This is a genomic window from Pseudomonas sp. B16120, from assembly GCF_044218845.1.
Taxonomy (GTDB): domain Bacteria; phylum Pseudomonadota; class Gammaproteobacteria; order Pseudomonadales; family Pseudomonadaceae; genus Aquipseudomonas; species Aquipseudomonas paracarnis.
In genome coordinates, this window is sequence record NZ_CP162588.1 from 123,121 (window position 1) to 138,303 (window position 15,183).

A 15,183-nucleotide genomic window follows, 5' to 3' on the forward strand; every position below is an offset into this window, starting at 1 on the left:
CGCCCGTGTAAGCCAGATTGAGAAATCCTAAGCGATGACTAACACCAATGACGCCACCCTTCCGACACATTCTATTCTTGAGGAATGCACAGCGATGGCTGTCGTCAACGCTCTGAAGATTATTCTGAAGAACAGCTACGCGATCTACCTTAAGACAAAAAATGCCACTCGGGCGCATCCCGCCCCTACTTCAGGGACTTTCACTTGCTTCTCGCTCTGTCACTCACAGCATCGGCACGCCCATGACGCATGGTATCCAGGCCTCATAATTTTCCCATATAACCTTCTTGTCTTTTGCGCACCCAGAAAGACTCGAGGCTTTAACTGGACAGATGAGCCCTCGAGGGTAGTGTTCACCTGATTGGCTTTCTCATATCTGATGTTGATTCGCACAGTGTGCCAACCAGGTGATAGTTTCAAAAAACCTGCGCTTCAGAGCGAATTAGACGATCTTCGATAAGAGCGATCCGCCTCAAAATCCAAAACATCTAACATTGTCCTAGAGCCATATTTGTACCTAGTACTATGGCGCTCCCATTAACACATTTGATGATGCACAGAAAACTTAGCTCATGATAGCTTTCAGCTAACAGCTATTCGGAAGCCCGAAAGGATTCAACCGTTTAAGCGTGAACCGTCGATTATAAATACTTTCGTAAGTTAGCTTTAAAGGACGCTTTTAGTCCTTGTAAATACGCATTACGACTCCACAGCTACCAAATCCATACGGCGCCAGCAACCATTAAAACACCCGACACTACTAAAACAATAGTAGAGGCGCGATTGCTGCCTTTCAAAGTATGACCAACACCCACATCCATAACTAGGTGTCGAATTCCGGCTACGAGATGATAAATAAATGAAGAGTATACCAACCAGAAACTAACTTTGCCGAAAGGTGAAGAAAAAATCTCCTTGACTTCATTAAAACCCTTTTCTGACTCCAACGATTTGCTCAGCATATACAGTATCAGTCCCAGAAAAATAAAGAGCATAATTCCTGAAATCCGGTGCAGAATCGATGTAAGCGCCGTGAGAGGAAGCTGAATGGTTCGAATATCAAGATTAACCGGCCGCTTTTTATTCATTTTGACTCCAGTCAACAATTCTAGTGGGGGATTTCAGTTTTCGATCTCATTCATCATAGCAGCTGTAACTTGCGGATTCCACGGTCATCTGGCCACCCATTCCATAAGCATCTGACCACCGATTCCACGGTGATCCGGCCACCCATTCCACGCGTATCCGACCACTGATTCCACGGTCATCCGGCCACTCAACCGGGCAGGCAGTAACGCAGGATTTCTTCACTACCATCGACCTCTTTTTCGAAGCAGAGAGGTCGTCGTGGAGCGTTTATCCATGCGTAAGATTCGCGAAGTACTTCGTCTCAAGTTCGAGGTCGGGCTATCGGCTCGCCAGATTGCCGTCAGCGTGCAGATCGGTCGTGTCACTGTCGGCGATTACCTCAACCGCTTTGCCGCCAGCGGTCTAGCCTGGCCCTGTTCGTTGTCCGATTCCGAGCTGGAGCAGCAACTGTTCCCACCGCCCCCTGCGGTGCCCAGCGAGCAACGGCCATTGCCCGATTGGTCTTGGGTGCATGCCGAGCTACGCCGGCCGGGCGTGACCTTGGCGCTGCTCTGGCAGGAGTATCGCCTGAGCCAGCCGAAAGGCTTTCAGTACAGCTGGTTCTGCGAGCACTACCGAGCCTGGCAGGGCAAGCTGGACGTGGTGATGCGCCAGGAGCATCGCGTCGGTGAGAAGCTGTTTGTCGACTACGCCGGGCAGACGGTGCCGGTGATCGACCGCCACAGCGGCGAGATCCGCCAGGCGCAGGTGTTCGTCGCGGTGCTTGGCGCGTCCAGCTACACCTTCGCCGAAGCCACTTGGTCGCAGCAGTTACCGGACTGGCTGGGCTCCCATGTCCGCTGCTTCGCCTTTCTCGGCGGCGTGCCGGAAATCGTGGTGCCGGACAACCTGCGAAGCGCGGTGAGTAAGAGCCATCGCTACGAGCCGGACATCAACCCGAGCTACCGCGATCTGGCCGAGCACTATGGCGTGGCGGTGGTGCCGGCGCGGGCGCGTAAGCCGCGCGACAAGGCTAAGGCTGAGGTCGGCGTGCAGGTGGTCGAGCGCTGGATCCTCGCCGCGCTGAGGAACCGCCAGTTCTTCTCCCTGGACGAACTCAACAGCGCCATCGCCTTATTGCTGGAGCGGCTCAACCGACGACCGTTTCGCAAGCTGCCGGGCTCCCGGCACTCGGCCTTCGAAGCCCTGGATCGTCCAGCGCTGAGCCCACTGCCGGAGCAGCCCTACGTCTATGCCGAGTGGAAGAAGGCGCGCGTGCATATCGACTATCACGTCGAGGTCGATGGGCATTACTACTCAGTGCCCTACCAGTTGGTGAAGAAACAGCTGGAAGTACGGCTGACGGCGCGCACCGTCGAGTGCTTCCACGCCAACCAGCGGGTGGCCAGCCACCTGCGCTCGCCACACAAGGGCCGGCATAGCACACAGACCGAGCACATGCCCAAGAGCCATCGCGAGCATGCCGAGTGGACGCCGCAACGGTTGATCCGCTGGGCCGAGCAGACCGGGCCGCACACCGCCGGCGTGATCAGCCACATCCTCGAACGGCGCATCCACCCAACCCAAGGCTACCGGGCCTGCCTGGGCATCCTGCGCCTGGGCAAGACCCATGGCGAAGTGCGCTTGGAGCTGGCCTGCCGACGCGCCCTCAGCCTCGGCGCGTGCAGCTACAAGAGCCTCGAATCGATCCTGCGCCAGGGGCTGGAAAACCTGCCGCTGGCCCAGCAGCACCTGCCCCTGCTGCCGGACGACCACGCCAACCTGCGCGGCCCCGGCTACTACCACTGAACACAAGGAATCCCACCATGCTGCCCCATCCGACCTTGGACAAGCTCCAGACCCTGCGCCTGACCGGCATGCTCAAGGCACTCGCCGAGCAACTGAAAACCCCCGACATCGACAGCCTGAGCTTCGTGGAACGCCTCGGCCTGTTGGTCGACCGCGAACTGACCGAGCGCGACGACAAGCGCCTCAGCAGCCGCCTGCGTCAGGCCCGGCTCAAGCACAACGCCTGCCTCGAAGACATCGACTACCGCAGCCCGCGCGGACTCGACAAGGCGCTGATCCTCCAGCTGAGCAGCGGTCAGTGGTTACGCGACGGACTCAACCTGATTATCAACGGCCCGACTGGCGTCGGTAAGACCTGGCTGGCCTGCGCCCTGGCCCACCAGGCCTGCCGAGAGGGTTACAGCGTGCGTTACCTGCGCTTGCCGCGCCTGTTGGAAGAGTTGGGCCTAGCCCACGGCGACGGGCGCTTCGCCAAGCTGATGAGCGGCTATGCCAAGACCGACCTGCTGATCCTTGATGACTGGGGTCTGGCCCCGTTCAACGCGGAACAGCGCCGCGACATGCTGGAGCTACTGGACGACCGCTACGGCCAGCGCTCGACCATCGTGACCAGCCAAATGCCAGTGGACAACTGGCACGAACTGATCGGTGATCCGACTCTGGCCGACGCCATCCTCGACCGCCTGGTGCACAACGCTTATCGGATCAACCTCAAGGGTGAGTCGATGCGCAAACAGACGAAGAAATTGACGACACCGGGCACCTCAGACTAACAATGCCCCCCCTGCGTCGCTGCGCTCCGACTGCCCGGCCGGATGGCCGTGGAACAGGTGGCCAGATGGCCGTGGAATGCCTGGCCAGATGAGAGCGGACTGGGTGGCCGGATGGCGTGGAATCCGCATGTAACTAAGGCTGGCGGCGACAATAATGGAGATATTCGGGGCTTACGTTGCATTTTGAGGTCGCAAGTGCATGTGCGTAAATTGAAGCAAATTGCAAGGTTATGCCCAATAGGTAGCTAGCTTATTAATTTAACAAAAGTGACGTGTGTCGTTCTGCAGGGCATGCTGTTCCCCAACCCTGGAAAACCTATCCTCTTTAACACGTCAAAGTCGATTGATAGGCTTGCTGCAACAGCTATCTGCCCGGTTGAAGTCGAAGATCGATGTATCTGTAGGGTTTGGAAATAAATGCGGGCGCCCACCGCACTCACGGCTCAGTTACCATTCTTTGTGCATCGCGGCCGCGCGGCTAGTTGGTAGCTGTTCTAAGCCTAGTCAGTGCCGCCCTTCGCCCCAAGCCCCATAGTCAGATTTGAGAAATGACAGTAGGCGATGCCGCAACGCGCTTCATCGACCTATGTAAAACGACTCCTTTATCGAAATAGTGCACTCATCGCTCTCCACGGCGATCCCTTCATCGCGAATTGCACCGCCCAAGACGATCTGCACTGAAATCAATACTTTCTGATGCCTCTTGATTAGAGATGCCAGCCATAATAATCTCATCGCCAACGCATACGGCGTTCGGCAGCCAACACACTCTCACTCACTACTGGAAGCTCAGACATGAAAACCATAGGCATTGAAAACTCGAAGTCCAGCGTACAGGCCCACTTAACGCTTGGAACCAAAACTATGGGGCTAGGTATCTATGGCGCGTACTTGGCTCTCGCTATTATTTACTTCTGGTTCGGCGGCATGAAATTTACCCACTACGAGGCCGAGGGCCTGGTTCCACTGGTGAGCAACAGCCCGCTTTTGGGATGGGTGTATAGCATTTTTTCGGTCGACATGTTCTCCAGCCTGCTCGGCATACTAGAGATTTCGATCGGCACTCTGATCGCAGGCCGCATGCTGTCGCCCAAACTATCCGTGGTAGGAGGCGCTCTGTCTGCAGGCCTGTTCTTCACAACCCTTAGCTTTATGTTTTCCACTCCGGGCGTCATTGAGCCTAGTTTAGGGTTTCCGGCGATTTCCGTTGCGCCAGGTCAGTTTCTGCTTAAAGACTTAGGGTTGCTTGCTGTTTCGATATTTGTGGCAGGCCATTCGCTGGTTGAACTGGAAAAACGTAAAATTAATGCATAATTTTTTCAATGGCTTAAGGCAGTAATGCCTTAGGCCTTTTTGCCATCATTTTCCCCCGCCAGATCTTTCAACCAGTCACGAGGGCTCAACCCCGTCTTGCGTCTAAATGCGCGAGACAGCGCCGAAGGACTTTCGTAGCCGACTTGAGCTGCAATCAGCGTAATCGAGCGCCCTTCTCGCATCAGCTTCTGAGCCAGGCTAACTCGCCAACTCAACAAATAATCAGCAGGCGTCTGTCCGATGACACTCTTGAAATGCACGGCATACGCAGCGCGTGACATATTTGACTCACTGGCCAGCTCTGCTATTGACCAGGCATGTTCCGGGGAGTTGTGCATCTGTAAAAGCGATCGGGCAAGCCGCATGTCGGCCAGTCCAGCCATCATTCCGGTGCGCAACTGGTGATGATCGAGCAGGTAACGGAGCAACAGAATGATTAGGAGCTCAAATAAGCGCTCAAGCGCGGCTTCCCTTCCACAATGCACATTTGCCGCCTCGGCAAACATCCACTCCAACGTGTCTGCCAGCATGGGCAGATCATCGAGTGCGAGCACCAAACAGTCCGGTAATGAAGCCGACAAAGGATTATCAATTCCGCCCTCAAACTCCATGGAAGCACACAACAACTTTGCGCCATCGGACTCACCCGCAAACAATTGATGCTTGGCGGGGCGTGGCATAAAAATCAAGCTAGGGCGAGTGAGCTGCAAATCCTTGCGATCGGGACCAAGCAACGTCACGCTGCCGGCCTGAAGCAGATGGATATAACCTCGCCGCTCGGCGCCATCGTAAGATGCAGAGCCGCATAGGTCGCCGTCATAGAACAGATTGGCCCGCACGCCGAACCGCGAGAGCAAATTAGACAAACGATCCATTGGCCGATCCTTGACGAGTCAGAACGCACAGACCATACCATCTGCGTTGTCGTTCAGTGCCTGTAGCGAACATGCCGGCGTAAATCAGCCAACGGATAAAGTGATCACTGAGCAGCTCAGCCTCCCTTTCCAGTTCGGCTGTTAAAAAAACAACACCGTTGTTTGAAAGCACCAGCAAATCAAGTGCTCACTCTTCTATTTTACGGGGTTGTACGCCGGAATCCCAGAAATTTCCGTCAGCCCAGCTCCAGTCCCGCCACGAGCGCATCCAGGTCGATGAACTTGCCGTCAGTCTGGAAGGTGTAATGCCCGTTCAGCAGGATGTGCCGCCAGGCCGCTGGCGACATCTGCGTGATCAACGCCAGCGCCTTGGCATTGCCAGCTGCCTCGTACTTCGTCAGCAGCAGGGACAGGATCGCCGAGTTGTAGAAGATGATCGCGTTGCCGATCAGCCTGGCGCACTGGTTGCTGATCTCGATTTCGATGTCGGTGCGGCCGGTCAATTCCTTCTTCCCACCGACTTGGGCGATGGTCGAGCGTAGCTGGTGATAGGACTCAATGCGGTTCTGCGAGCGGTGAACATTACGCTCCAGTTGCGGGTCGCGCAGGTAGCGCAGTGTGTAGATACTGCGGATGAGCTTGTCGAACTCGAAGATTGCGCGCCGCGTCGGGTTCGGCGCCGTATAGGTGCACAGCTTGCGGATCAGCGTGCCCTGCGTCATTTCCTTCAGGCCCAGTGTGGCGACGATTCGGTCGATGTTCGCCTTCTCACCGACGATGAGTTGCCGGTCGATCTGGCCAGCCGGCCGGATCAGGCATTTCTCGTACAATGCCAGATCATCGGCGCAATACAGCTCCTGCAACTGGTCGTCGAGGTCGGTGAAGCGCGGCTCGAAACGAAGTCCGAACCAGTGCAGGATGGCGAAGTTGGCCTTGTTGATGCTGTGCATGTCGCCGGTGATCGCGCTCGGCACGATGTCCGACGTGTTGCGGTACCAGATGTCGAACACGTGGTGAGCCTCGTACTCGTGTGCGCCTATCAGGTAGCCGTTCAACGGCACGTGATTGCACAGCAGCGTGTAGGCGACGACGCCCTTGCCGCGGCCGAAATATTTGCGCGAGTAGCGCGCCTTCACAGTTGGTCGCTCGACGCCGAATTTCTGCCCATCAACGGCACCGTACAACGAATCGAGGTCGAACGAGTAATGCGGGAAGATCGGCAGTGCGGCGATGGCGTTGCTGATGCAATCGTTGGCCACATGTAGCGTCGCCTGGCGCAGGTACTGCTGGTAGGTACTCTCCAGGACGTGGTACGGGATGTCGCTGGTACGTGCCATAACCTGGTTGCCGTGGTTCATGGCTTGGGCAATGATCACCGCCATCAGACTGTCGGCGTCGGCTACCTTCTTCGCATAGCGTGGCTGCAATGGTGTCAGCGCCGACAGGAACTGGCACTGGCCGTTGACGAAGCGAAACACGTCGGCGACATCGCAGTATGGCAGTTGCTCGTAGAGAGCTTGCTCGCGCGCCTTCTGGTTCTCCCCCTTGGGCTTGCGCCAGGTCAGTCTCTGCGTGTCCTTGTCGTATTCCAGGTGCGTCAGCTTGCCCTGTTTCAGCTCGCGATTGAACGCCACCCATTGCGCACGCAACTCGGTCGCCAGTGCATCGAGCTGGGCACTGACCGGCTGCCGCAGGAAGGGGATGTCCATCTGCGCGAGCACGGCGGCTTTCTCGTCCATCGAAACCAACTCGTCGGACAAATGCCGGTGCTGCAAGCTATCGTCAATGTAGAGCTCGCCCGCCTGGAAGCGTTTCCTGACCTGACGGTAAAGCCAGAATTCGTAACGATCGGCATGCAGGCCTGTCGGCGTGCCTTCGGCATCGAACATTAGCAGGTACGGACGCAAGCGTTTCGGCAGCGTTGCCGCCGGACATTCGTCGAGTGGCCGTTGTGATAGGCGCTGCTGCTTGGCGAACACGCTCTTGGCCCAAGTCAGCGCCGCGAGCCATGGGTTATCGGGGGCCGTGCCGGCGAAGTCGAGCGCGACGTACAGCGGCCGTAGATGGCGTCGAATGCGTTCGGCCAGGCCGTCCACCGCCTGCCAGTGCAGCGCCAGTTTGTTCAGTGGCTTGACGCTCATGCGCTGCGCCGTGTTTTGCAGCAATTCCCTGGACATGATTTTGTAGGCGCGTTGGCGCACCTCGCCGAACGGCGTCGGATCGGCCACGCTGTCGTCCACGTACAGCGACAGCAGGCGGCCAACCTGCGGCGTTTCCTGATGGCGTCGCAGCTGTTCGGCGACAAAGGACTGTTTCGCACCCGTGCGGCTCTCGTCCTCAAGTTTTTTCATGTGGAAGGCCATCGCGTCGACCAGGTTGTCGGTGAGCTGCCGGTAACGTACCCAGGCATAGCACAGCAGGTAGAGCCGGGTCTGCTCCGCCTTCAGGTGGCGCAGGTCATGGACGGTATAGAAGTTCGCCAGGCTCGCGTAGTACAGCAGGTTCTGCTGCGAGATGCCGAGCTTGGGCAGCAGCGCCTTGGCGATCCCGTGCAAGGACTTCAGCGTGGCGCGCTTCTCGCGCTCCCCTGCCATCTGACGCCAGCCGAAATCTTTAGCGTCCTGCTTGAGCGCTGCCAGTTGAGACAGGGTGTCGTCACGCACCAGGAGCTGGCCCAGCGCAGCTTTGGCCGATTCGTCCAACACTTCTGCCAGCAAGCCGCCCAAGCGCCTGCGTTCGGTGGACAGGGCTTCACTGACCAGCTCTTGTAAGGTGGTGTGGCCGGGCCGGATGATTTTGTGCTCGCTGAGCCAAACGATCAGTTCGGCGGCCACGAATCCTGGCATTACGTCGCGCCGCACGATCTGTTCAGCCTGCTGTGCCAGTTGCGGCAGGAAGCTAGCCGCCCACGACCGGTAGCCGAACAGTTCGGCGATCTGACCCCTCTGGCTGTAGTGCTCATGCTTGGTGATCGCCTTGCGTTCGAACGCTTCGCCGTGGAAATAGCGACTCAGCACGAAGGCGCAATCGTCCTCGACCTCATGCCAATCGAAGCGGAAGAAAGCATGCTTGGCCTTGAAGTAGCCGATCTGCAAGACGCAATAGACTTGGGCCTGCAGGCTAGGCCGGCTGCTGGCGAACGCCAGTTCAGATTCGGCCAACGCCAGGTATTCCAGCCGCTGAGCATCGTCGAAGTCCGGTAGGCCGTACAAGGCTTCCTGCTCTGCGTCAGAAAAGACGGTGAGTAGCTTATTCTTGTTGCTCATCGACCGTCCTTCCCGCACCACGCCAACCTGCTCGCGTCAATGTTTCGATCAACGTAGTGCGCTTGACATTGAAGTTGCGGCACACCGCCGCCTTAGACATGCCGCCATCGAGCGCGGCGACGATGGCGTCCAGCTTCTCACCAGTGATCGCCTGCGGCCGGCCGCCGATCCGGCCGCGTTTGCGTGCGGCGGCCAAGCCCGCGACGACGCGCTCCTGAATCAAGGCGCGCTCGTACTGCGCGAGCGCACCGAACACCTGGAACAGGAATTCGCCCGAGGGCGTCGTAGTGTCCAGGTTCTCTGTCAGCGAGCGGAACGCCACCCGCTTGTCCTTGAGCGAAGTCACAATGGCGAGCAGGTGCGACAGCGAGCGACCGAGCCGGTCGAGTTTCCACACCACCAGCACATCGCCGGCTCGAACGAACTCAAGCGCCCGCGCCAAGCCGGCACGGTCATCCTTCGCGCCAGAGGCACGATCCTCAAACAGGTGACGCGGATCGACGCCGGCGGCGAGCAGCGCGTCGCGCTGCAAGTCCGTGCTCTGGCGGTCGGAGTCCGACGACACGCGCATGTAGCCAACCAACATAGGCGGATAACCATCAAAAACAGGTTTCCGCATAATAGTGAATAGCGATAGAGTTTTCCGTACATTTTTGAGGGGGTGTTGCACAGGTAGCACAGCGGCGGCTGACAGCCTGTCGCAAAACAAATGTTTTACGACACCTCCTTGAGGTTGCCGCGTTTACATCATTACCTGAACAGGTATAAAATTCCGTCATGACAAACAAAGAAAAACCGCTCGAATGGATCGCGAGCAGCCACAAGGATTTGATGGCGTTGCCGTCCGACGTGCGTCGCCGTTTCGGTTACGCGCTCTCGTTGGCGCAGATAGGCGATCAGGATGACGCAGCAAAGGTGCTCAAGGGGTTCGGTGGTGCCGGCGTGCTGGAGGTCGTCGAAGACGATGCCGGCGGCACCTATCGAGCGGTATACACGGTCAAGTTTGCGGAAGCGGTGTTCGTCCTGCACTGCTTCCAGAAGAAGAGCAAGAGCGGAATCGCCACGCCAAAGGCCGACATGGACATCATCCGCGCTCGGCTGAAGGTGGCCGAGGTATTGGCACAGGAGCTACGAAATGCAAAAACGAATTATTGAAGGCGTCGAGGTTCAGCGCAGCTCGGGCAACGTCTTTGCCGACCTTGGACTGCCTGACGCTGAAAAGCTCAAGATCAAGACCGGCCTGGTGGTCGAGATCAGGAGGGCCATGCGCGCCCTTGGGCTGACTCAACAAGCGGCGGCCAAACGCATGGGCATCCCGCAACCGAAGGTGTCGGGCATGATGCGCGGCGACTTCACCAATCTATCCGAACGCAAGCTGATGGATTGTCTGAATCGCCTCGGCTACGACATCGAAATCAAGGTACGGCCAGCAGCCGAGCCGATCGGGCATCTAACGCTCGCAACCGCTTAATCGGAGCTCTCCTGATGGCAGCCCGCATCACCGACGACGAATGGGACGAACTGACTCCCGAGAATTTCGATACCACGGCACTGCTGCGTGCAGTCGATGCCGTGGACGTGCTGCGCGGCGATTTGAATGACAGCGCAGACGGCGCACCTCCGCAACTGCGCACCGACCTGTTGAAGCTGCATCAACTGGCAATGGCCGCGTTCAACGAGGGATCACGCAGCCGAGTGGCTGAGCTATTTGATCTCGCCGTGGATCTTCAGGATCAGGTTGATCATCTGATGACCTCGCTGGAACAAGTGCAAGAAACCCTGTCCCGGTTGACGGCGCTCTACCCAGAAAGCCTGTCCTGAATGTTCTTGGAGACAACCACATCATGAGCCGCAGCCGCCGCAAAACGCCCATCGTTGGGCACACGACCTGCCGTAGCGAGCGCGAGGACAAGAAACTCTGGCATCAGCGCTGGCGAACTCACGAGCGCACCGCGCTGGCCAGCGCGTCGCCGGAAGCTCTATGCGCCCATCTGCCTCTACTGGAAAACCAGGTCAGCAACGTCTGGTCGATGGGTAAGGATGGCCGCTCCTACTGGCCCATCAAGCGCCAGGCCGCCACGGCGGATCGCATTGCCAACCACAAGGGACGCAATCCGCAAGAGCGCGCCTCCCTGAAAAAGCGTCTGCTGCGCAAGTGGATGAGCAAATGAACCTGTCCACCATCGAGGCGCTGGCTATCGCTTGGGCGCGAATCGCTGAAGAAGCAGAACTCCCAGCCGGCTACGAGGGCACGGCGACGCCAGAGGCGCATCGGGCCTGCGAGGTGATCCAGGAGCGGATTCGAGAGCACGTCGTCGCCACCAATGACATGCGGCTGTTCGGCCTGCTGCACCTGCTTGGGCAGGCGTCGCTGCGCATGGAGCAAGCGCTGTGGCCGGAAGAATATGCGCGGATGACCCGCGAGGTCGAGGAAGCTCTCCGAGAGGCCGACGACCCCAACGCCAAGTCGTACACCCACGAAGAAGTCATGCAGGCGATGCAGGAACGCATCGACCGAGCGCGAGACAAAGCCATGTTGATCGGCTGACGGAAATTTCGGCGGTTCCGGCTGATCCAAGAATCTTGGCGTGACCTTACCTCCGCTCTACCGCTGGGTGCCAGCCTCGGCGCACGCCTAACCACCCAACTCAGAAAGGAAAATAAGTTGGTAAAACGCATTCCCGTATCCGAGCTTCGTCTCGGCATGTACATCCACAAGCTCGCCGGCTCTTGGGTTCGACACCCATTCTGGCGCGGCAGCTTCCTGCTGACCGAGCCTCAGGATCTCTCTGCCATTCGAGAATGTGGCGTCGGGGAGGTCTGGGTCGACTTGGCCAAAAGCCAAGTCGACCCAGAGAGCCCAGAGAGCCCAGAGAGCCCAGAGAGCCCAGAGAGCCCAGAGCCCAGAGCCCAGAGCCCAGAGCCCAGAGAATTGTCGGAGGAGCAATCTCTGCCGTCTAGTCCACTAAGCAAGAAAAGTGACGGCGCAACCTCAATGGAGAGCGAAATGTGTTATGCACGGAAACTCTGTCTTGCGGCCAAGTCCCAAGTCATGGACATGTTCCAGGAAGCCCGGCTTGGCAAGGCCGTCGACCCAAGCACGACGTTGCCGCTGGTCGGAGAAATCGCTGCCTCGGTGCTGCGCCAACCTCATGCCCTCATCAGCGTCGCACGCATCAAAACGCACGACGATTACACCTACCTGCACTCGGTTGCCGTCTGCGCCCTGATGCTATCGCTGGCCCGGCATCTCGATCTAGACGAGGAGCAAACGCGCCTGGCTGGCATCGGCGGACTGATGCACGACCTAGGCAAGGCCGCGATGCCGCTGGAAGTGCTTAACAAACCAGGCAAGCTCACCGATGCCGAGTTCGCCATCATGAAGCGCCACCCTGTGGAGGGCGCAAAGATGCTGCGCGCAGGCGGGGCCGAGCCCGGGGTGGTGGACATTGCCCTGCACCATCACGAGAAGATCGACGGAACCGGCTACCCGGATCGCTTGGCCGGTGACGCCATTTCACTCCTGGCCCGCATGGGCGCAATCTGCGACGTCTATGATGCCGTGACGTCGGAGCGAGCCTACAAAAAGCCGTGGGACCCGTCCGCGGCGATGCGGCAGATGGCCAAGTGGGAGGGCCATTTCGACAAACGCATCTTCCACGCCTTCGTCAAGGCCGTGGGCATCTACCCCGTCGGCTCCTTGGTTCGCCTGTCCTCTCAGCGTCTGGCCGTTGTCGTTGAGCCGGGAATGGAATCACTGCTGACTCCCAAGGTTCGCGTGTTCTTCTCGCTACGCTCGAGAGAGCCGATCCCGATGCAGACCATCGACCTGGCGGCCACGAGTTGCAAGGACAGTATCACTGGCCCCGAAGACCCGACGCTCTGGAACTTCAAGAACCTCGACGACTTGTGGATGGAATAGCCCCCACAAAACGACGGCCCCGTGAGGGAGCCGTTGAACATCGTCGAGCGATGCCCGTCCAGGGAGGGATGGCCGAGCTCGATTCTCCAGAAGGTAGCTGGTGACACGAGTGTTGAGCCCACCCAACTAGGGTGACGGAAATTTCTGGGGTTCCGGCTTACATCCCCAGCTTGCCGCGAATCTTCGCCGGGCTGCCCACCATGGCCAGGCCGAGGAAGCTGCCCACCGCGTCTTTTTCGTGAGGCAACCACAGGCCGTCCATGGTTTTTACTGGAGGGCGCTGCACCAGGCTCTGGCCGCGCATCAACGCGAGAATACGCTGGTACACCGAGGTGGCTAGGTAATCGGCCTGCTCATCGGTGTCCGCGGCCACCAGCGGAATGCCGAGCATCACGTAGGGCTTGTCCAGCACCGCCGAAGGCTTGAAGTGATTGCGGTACACGCGAATTGCTTCGTGCATCAGGCGCGGCGCGAAATGGGAGGCGAAGGCGTAAGGCAAGCCACGCTCACCGGCCAATTGCGCGCTGAACAGGCTTGAACCCAGCAGCCACACTGGCACATTGGTGCCGGTGCCCGGTACCGCGATAACCCGTTGGTCGGGCGTACGCGGGCCCAAGTAGGCCATCAGCTCGGCCACATCTTCGGGGAAGTCATCGGCACTGCCGGAGCGCTCACGGCGTAGGGCGCGGGCGGTCATCTGGTCGGAACCGGGGGCGCGCCCCAGGCCCAGGTCGATACGGCCAGGGTAGAGGCTTTCCAGGGTGCCGAACTGCTCGGCGATCACCAGTGGCGCGTGGTTAGGCAGCATCACCCCGCCGGAACCCACGCGAATGGTCGAGGTGCCGCCTGCCAGGTAACCGAGCAGTACCGAGGTAGCCGAACTGGCGATACCGTCCATATTGTGGTGCTCGGCTACCCAGAAACGGTGGTAACCGAACTTCTCCACATGCTGGGCCAGGTCCAGGGAATTACGCAGGGACTGCGCCGGGTTGCCGTCGGCGCGCACGGGCACGAGGTCAAGGGTCGAGAATTTTACGTCGGACAGCGATTTCATCAGCCTGCTTCTCCAATAGGGCGTACAGGCTTTTTTAAACGAGCTAAAACCTGCCGCTGCATGTGCATACCCTATGCAATGAGGGCATATACCCGAGATTCAATAGTAACCGCCAAATTTCCTACTTAATCACTAGGTTTTTCTTACAAGTGAACTTTGCCGCGGCGTCTATCCTCAGAACCCTTACCGACGCAAAACCACCGTTCGAGGAGAAAGCTATGAGTATCGTTAAAAAGGCATCCGCGCATTGGGAAGGTGACCTGAAGACTGGCCTGGGCTCCATTTCCACCGAAACCGGCGTGCTGCGCGAAGCGCCCTACGGCTTCAAGGCCCGCTTCGAGGGCGGCAAGGGTACCAACCCTGAAGAATTGATCGGCGCGGCTCACGCCGGCTGTTTCTCCATGGCGTTTTCCATGATTCTTGGCGACGCCGGGCTCAAGGCTGACAGTATCGACACCCAGGCCGAAGTGACCCTGGACCAGGTCGAGGGCGGCTTTGCGATTACAGCAGTGCATCTGATCCTGAAGGCCAAAATTCCAGGCGCGAGCCAGGCGCAGTTCGATGAACTGAGCAAAAAGGCCAAGGAAGGGTGCCCGGTGTCCAAGGTGCTGAATGCAACCATCACCTTGGATGCCACGCTGGTCAACTGACACAGCAGTCATCTTATGTGGGAGCGGGCTTGCTCGCGAATGCGGTGGATCAGCCGATATCTTCGGTGACTGATACTGCGTATTCGCGAGCAAGCCCGATCTCACATTTTTAGTTCTGCGTTAAATCAGAACTCGTGTTTGCAAAATGTGGTCGAATAGCCCATGCAGCCTAGGCGCACACTCGTGCGCAGCGCATTCAGGGAGCTCCACACATGAAACGTTTTGCCTTGGCAATCATCTGCGGTGTATTGGCCACTTCGGCCGTGGCCGCGCCAAAAGATTGTGAAGAGCTCAGGAAAGAAATCGAAGTGAAGATCCAGGCCAAGGCGATTCCGTCCTACACCCTGGAAATCATCACCGCCGAAGAAGCCAAGAACCATGACGAAGCCATGATTGTCGGCTCATGCGAAAACGGCACCAAGCGCATCATCTATCAAAAGAACAACGACTGA

General features: G+C 58.3%; 15 protein-coding genes and 1 pseudogene. 11 read left to right on the forward strand and 5 right to left on the reverse strand.

The window, feature by feature from the left end; all coding sequences use genetic code 11:
- Window positions 1-713 precede the first annotated feature (713 nt).
- Window positions 714-1,088: a succinate dehydrogenase, cytochrome b556 subunit gene (gene sdhC / locus AB4P90_RS01045; RefSeq protein ID WP_005005993.1), complete on the reverse strand. Its 375-nt coding sequence runs from the start codon at window positions 1,086-1,088 to the stop codon at window positions 714-716.
- Between the two features lie 274 nt (window positions 1,089-1,362).
- Between sdhC and istA the strand changes: the two genes are divergently transcribed.
- From istA to AB4P90_RS01060, 3 genes are all read left to right on the forward strand, one after another.
- Window positions 1,363-2,877, forward strand: coding sequence for an IS21-like element ISPpu23 family transposase (gene istA / locus AB4P90_RS01050; RefSeq protein ID WP_058167704.1), 1,515 nt, complete (start codon window positions 1,363-1,365; stop codon window positions 2,875-2,877).
- 17 nt (window positions 2,878-2,894) lie between these two features.
- Window positions 2,895-3,650, forward strand: a complete 756-nt coding sequence (gene istB, locus AB4P90_RS01055) for an IS21-like element ISPpu23 family helper ATPase IstB (RefSeq protein ID WP_046622600.1) — start codon at window positions 2,895-2,897, stop codon at window positions 3,648-3,650.
- A gap of 795 nt (window positions 3,651-4,445) precedes the next feature.
- A complete protein-coding gene (locus AB4P90_RS01060) occupies window positions 4,446-4,964 on the forward strand; it encodes a YkgB family protein (protein ID WP_003464991.1) in 519 nt (172 codons plus the stop codon).
- Between the two features lie 29 nt (window positions 4,965-4,993).
- Here AB4P90_RS01060 and AB4P90_RS01065 read toward each other — a convergent pair whose 3' ends face one another.
- From AB4P90_RS01065 to AB4P90_RS01075, 3 genes are all read right to left on the reverse strand, one after another.
- On the reverse strand, window positions 4,994-5,839 hold the full coding sequence (locus AB4P90_RS01065) for an AraC family transcriptional regulator (RefSeq protein WP_003464995.1): 846 nt from the start codon (window positions 5,837-5,839) through the stop codon (window positions 4,994-4,996).
- Window positions 5,840-6,075: 236 nt separating this feature from the next.
- A complete protein-coding gene (locus tag AB4P90_RS01070) occupies window positions 6,076-9,105 on the reverse strand; it encodes a Tn3 family transposase (RefSeq protein ID WP_024015041.1) in 3,030 nt (1,009 codons plus the stop codon).
- Window positions 9,089-9,691, reverse strand: coding sequence for a recombinase family protein (locus tag AB4P90_RS01075; protein ID WP_010465829.1), 603 nt, complete (start codon window positions 9,689-9,691; stop codon window positions 9,089-9,091). Before AB4P90_RS01075 ends, AB4P90_RS01070 begins: the two co-directional genes overlap by 17 nt.
- A 191-nt stretch (window positions 9,692-9,882) precedes the next feature.
- On the opposite strand from AB4P90_RS01075, the gene AB4P90_RS01080 reads away from it, so the two are divergent.
- The 6 genes from AB4P90_RS01080 to AB4P90_RS01105 all read left to right on the forward strand — a co-directional run bounded on the left by AB4P90_RS01080 (window position 9,883) and on the right by AB4P90_RS01105 (window position 13,027).
- Entirely contained in the window at window positions 9,883-10,260 is a 378-nt protein-coding gene (locus tag AB4P90_RS01080; RefSeq protein ID WP_033955292.1) for a type II toxin-antitoxin system RelE/ParE family toxin, read from the forward strand.
- Entirely contained in the window at window positions 10,241-10,576 is a 336-nt protein-coding gene (locus tag AB4P90_RS01085) for a helix-turn-helix domain-containing protein (protein ID WP_001172026.1), read from the forward strand. The genes AB4P90_RS01080 and AB4P90_RS01085 overlap by 20 nt, the downstream gene beginning before the upstream one ends.
- Window positions 10,577-10,590: 14 nt before the next feature.
- A complete protein-coding gene (locus tag AB4P90_RS01090; RefSeq protein WP_000741275.1) occupies window positions 10,591-10,926 on the forward strand; it encodes a hypothetical protein in 336 nt (111 codons plus the stop codon).
- Between the two features lie 23 nt (window positions 10,927-10,949).
- A complete protein-coding gene (locus tag AB4P90_RS01095; protein ID WP_000091614.1) occupies window positions 10,950-11,276 on the forward strand; it encodes a hypothetical protein in 327 nt (108 codons plus the stop codon).
- On the forward strand, window positions 11,273-11,653 hold the full coding sequence (locus tag AB4P90_RS01100) for a hypothetical protein (protein WP_001054412.1): 381 nt from the start codon (window positions 11,273-11,275) through the stop codon (window positions 11,651-11,653). The genes AB4P90_RS01095 and AB4P90_RS01100 overlap by 4 nt, the downstream gene beginning before the upstream one ends.
- Window positions 11,654-11,770: 117 nt before the next feature.
- Window positions 11,771-13,027, forward strand: a complete 1,257-nt coding sequence (locus AB4P90_RS01105; protein WP_395605577.1) for an HD-GYP domain-containing protein — start codon at window positions 11,771-11,773, stop codon at window positions 13,025-13,027.
- A gap of 166 nt (window positions 13,028-13,193) precedes the next feature.
- On the opposite strand, the pseudogene AB4P90_RS01110 reads toward AB4P90_RS01105, so the two are convergent.
- Window positions 13,194-14,081: pseudogene (locus tag AB4P90_RS01110) on the reverse strand (LLM class flavin-dependent oxidoreductase); the annotation flags it as partial.
- Window positions 14,082-14,299: 218 nt separating this feature from the next.
- On the opposite strand from AB4P90_RS01110, the gene AB4P90_RS01115 reads away from it, so the two are divergent.
- Together AB4P90_RS01115 and AB4P90_RS01120 are read left to right on the forward strand one after the other, a co-directional pair.
- Window positions 14,300-14,731: an OsmC family protein gene (locus AB4P90_RS01115; protein ID WP_003187311.1), complete on the forward strand. Its 432-nt coding sequence runs from the start codon at window positions 14,300-14,302 to the stop codon at window positions 14,729-14,731.
- A 212-nt stretch (window positions 14,732-14,943) separates the two neighbouring features.
- Window positions 14,944-15,183 carry a DUF1161 domain-containing protein gene (locus tag AB4P90_RS01120; protein ID WP_003187312.1) on the forward strand — a complete coding sequence of 80 codons (240 nt, stop codon included), beginning with the start codon at window positions 14,944-14,946 and terminating at the stop codon, window positions 15,181-15,183.

Coding starts and splice junctions, on each gene's coding strand:
- sdhC (WP_005005993.1), bottom strand. CDS start 1,088: ATGAATAAAAAGCGGCCGGTTAATCTTGATATTCGAACCATTCAGCTT.
- istA (WP_058167704.1), top strand. CDS start 1,363: ATGCGTAAGATTCGCGAAGTACTTCGTCTCAAGTTCGAGGTCGGGCTA.
- istB (WP_046622600.1), top strand. CDS start 2,895: ATGCTGCCCCATCCGACCTTGGACAAGCTCCAGACCCTGCGCCTGACC.
- AB4P90_RS01060 (WP_003464991.1), top strand. CDS start 4,446: ATGAAAACCATAGGCATTGAAAACTCGAAGTCCAGCGTACAGGCCCAC.
- AB4P90_RS01065 (WP_003464995.1), bottom strand. CDS start 5,839: ATGGATCGTTTGTCTAATTTGCTCTCGCGGTTCGGCGTGCGGGCCAAT.
- AB4P90_RS01070 (WP_024015041.1), bottom strand. CDS start 9,105: ATGAGCAACAAGAATAAGCTACTCACCGTCTTTTCTGACGCAGAGCAG.
- AB4P90_RS01075 (WP_010465829.1), bottom strand. CDS start 9,691: ATGTTGGTTGGCTACATGCGCGTGTCGTCGGACTCCGACCGCCAGAGC.
- AB4P90_RS01080 (WP_033955292.1), top strand. CDS start 9,883: ATGACAAACAAAGAAAAACCGCTCGAATGGATCGCGAGCAGCCACAAG.
- AB4P90_RS01085 (WP_001172026.1), top strand. CDS start 10,241: ATGCAAAAACGAATTATTGAAGGCGTCGAGGTTCAGCGCAGCTCGGGC.
- AB4P90_RS01090 (WP_000741275.1), top strand. CDS start 10,591: ATGGCAGCCCGCATCACCGACGACGAATGGGACGAACTGACTCCCGAG.
- AB4P90_RS01095 (WP_000091614.1), top strand. CDS start 10,950: ATGAGCCGCAGCCGCCGCAAAACGCCCATCGTTGGGCACACGACCTGC.
- AB4P90_RS01100 (WP_001054412.1), top strand. CDS start 11,273: ATGAACCTGTCCACCATCGAGGCGCTGGCTATCGCTTGGGCGCGAATC.
- AB4P90_RS01115 (WP_003187311.1), top strand. CDS start 14,300: ATGAGTATCGTTAAAAAGGCATCCGCGCATTGGGAAGGTGACCTGAAG.
- AB4P90_RS01120 (WP_003187312.1), top strand. CDS start 14,944: ATGAAACGTTTTGCCTTGGCAATCATCTGCGGTGTATTGGCCACTTCG.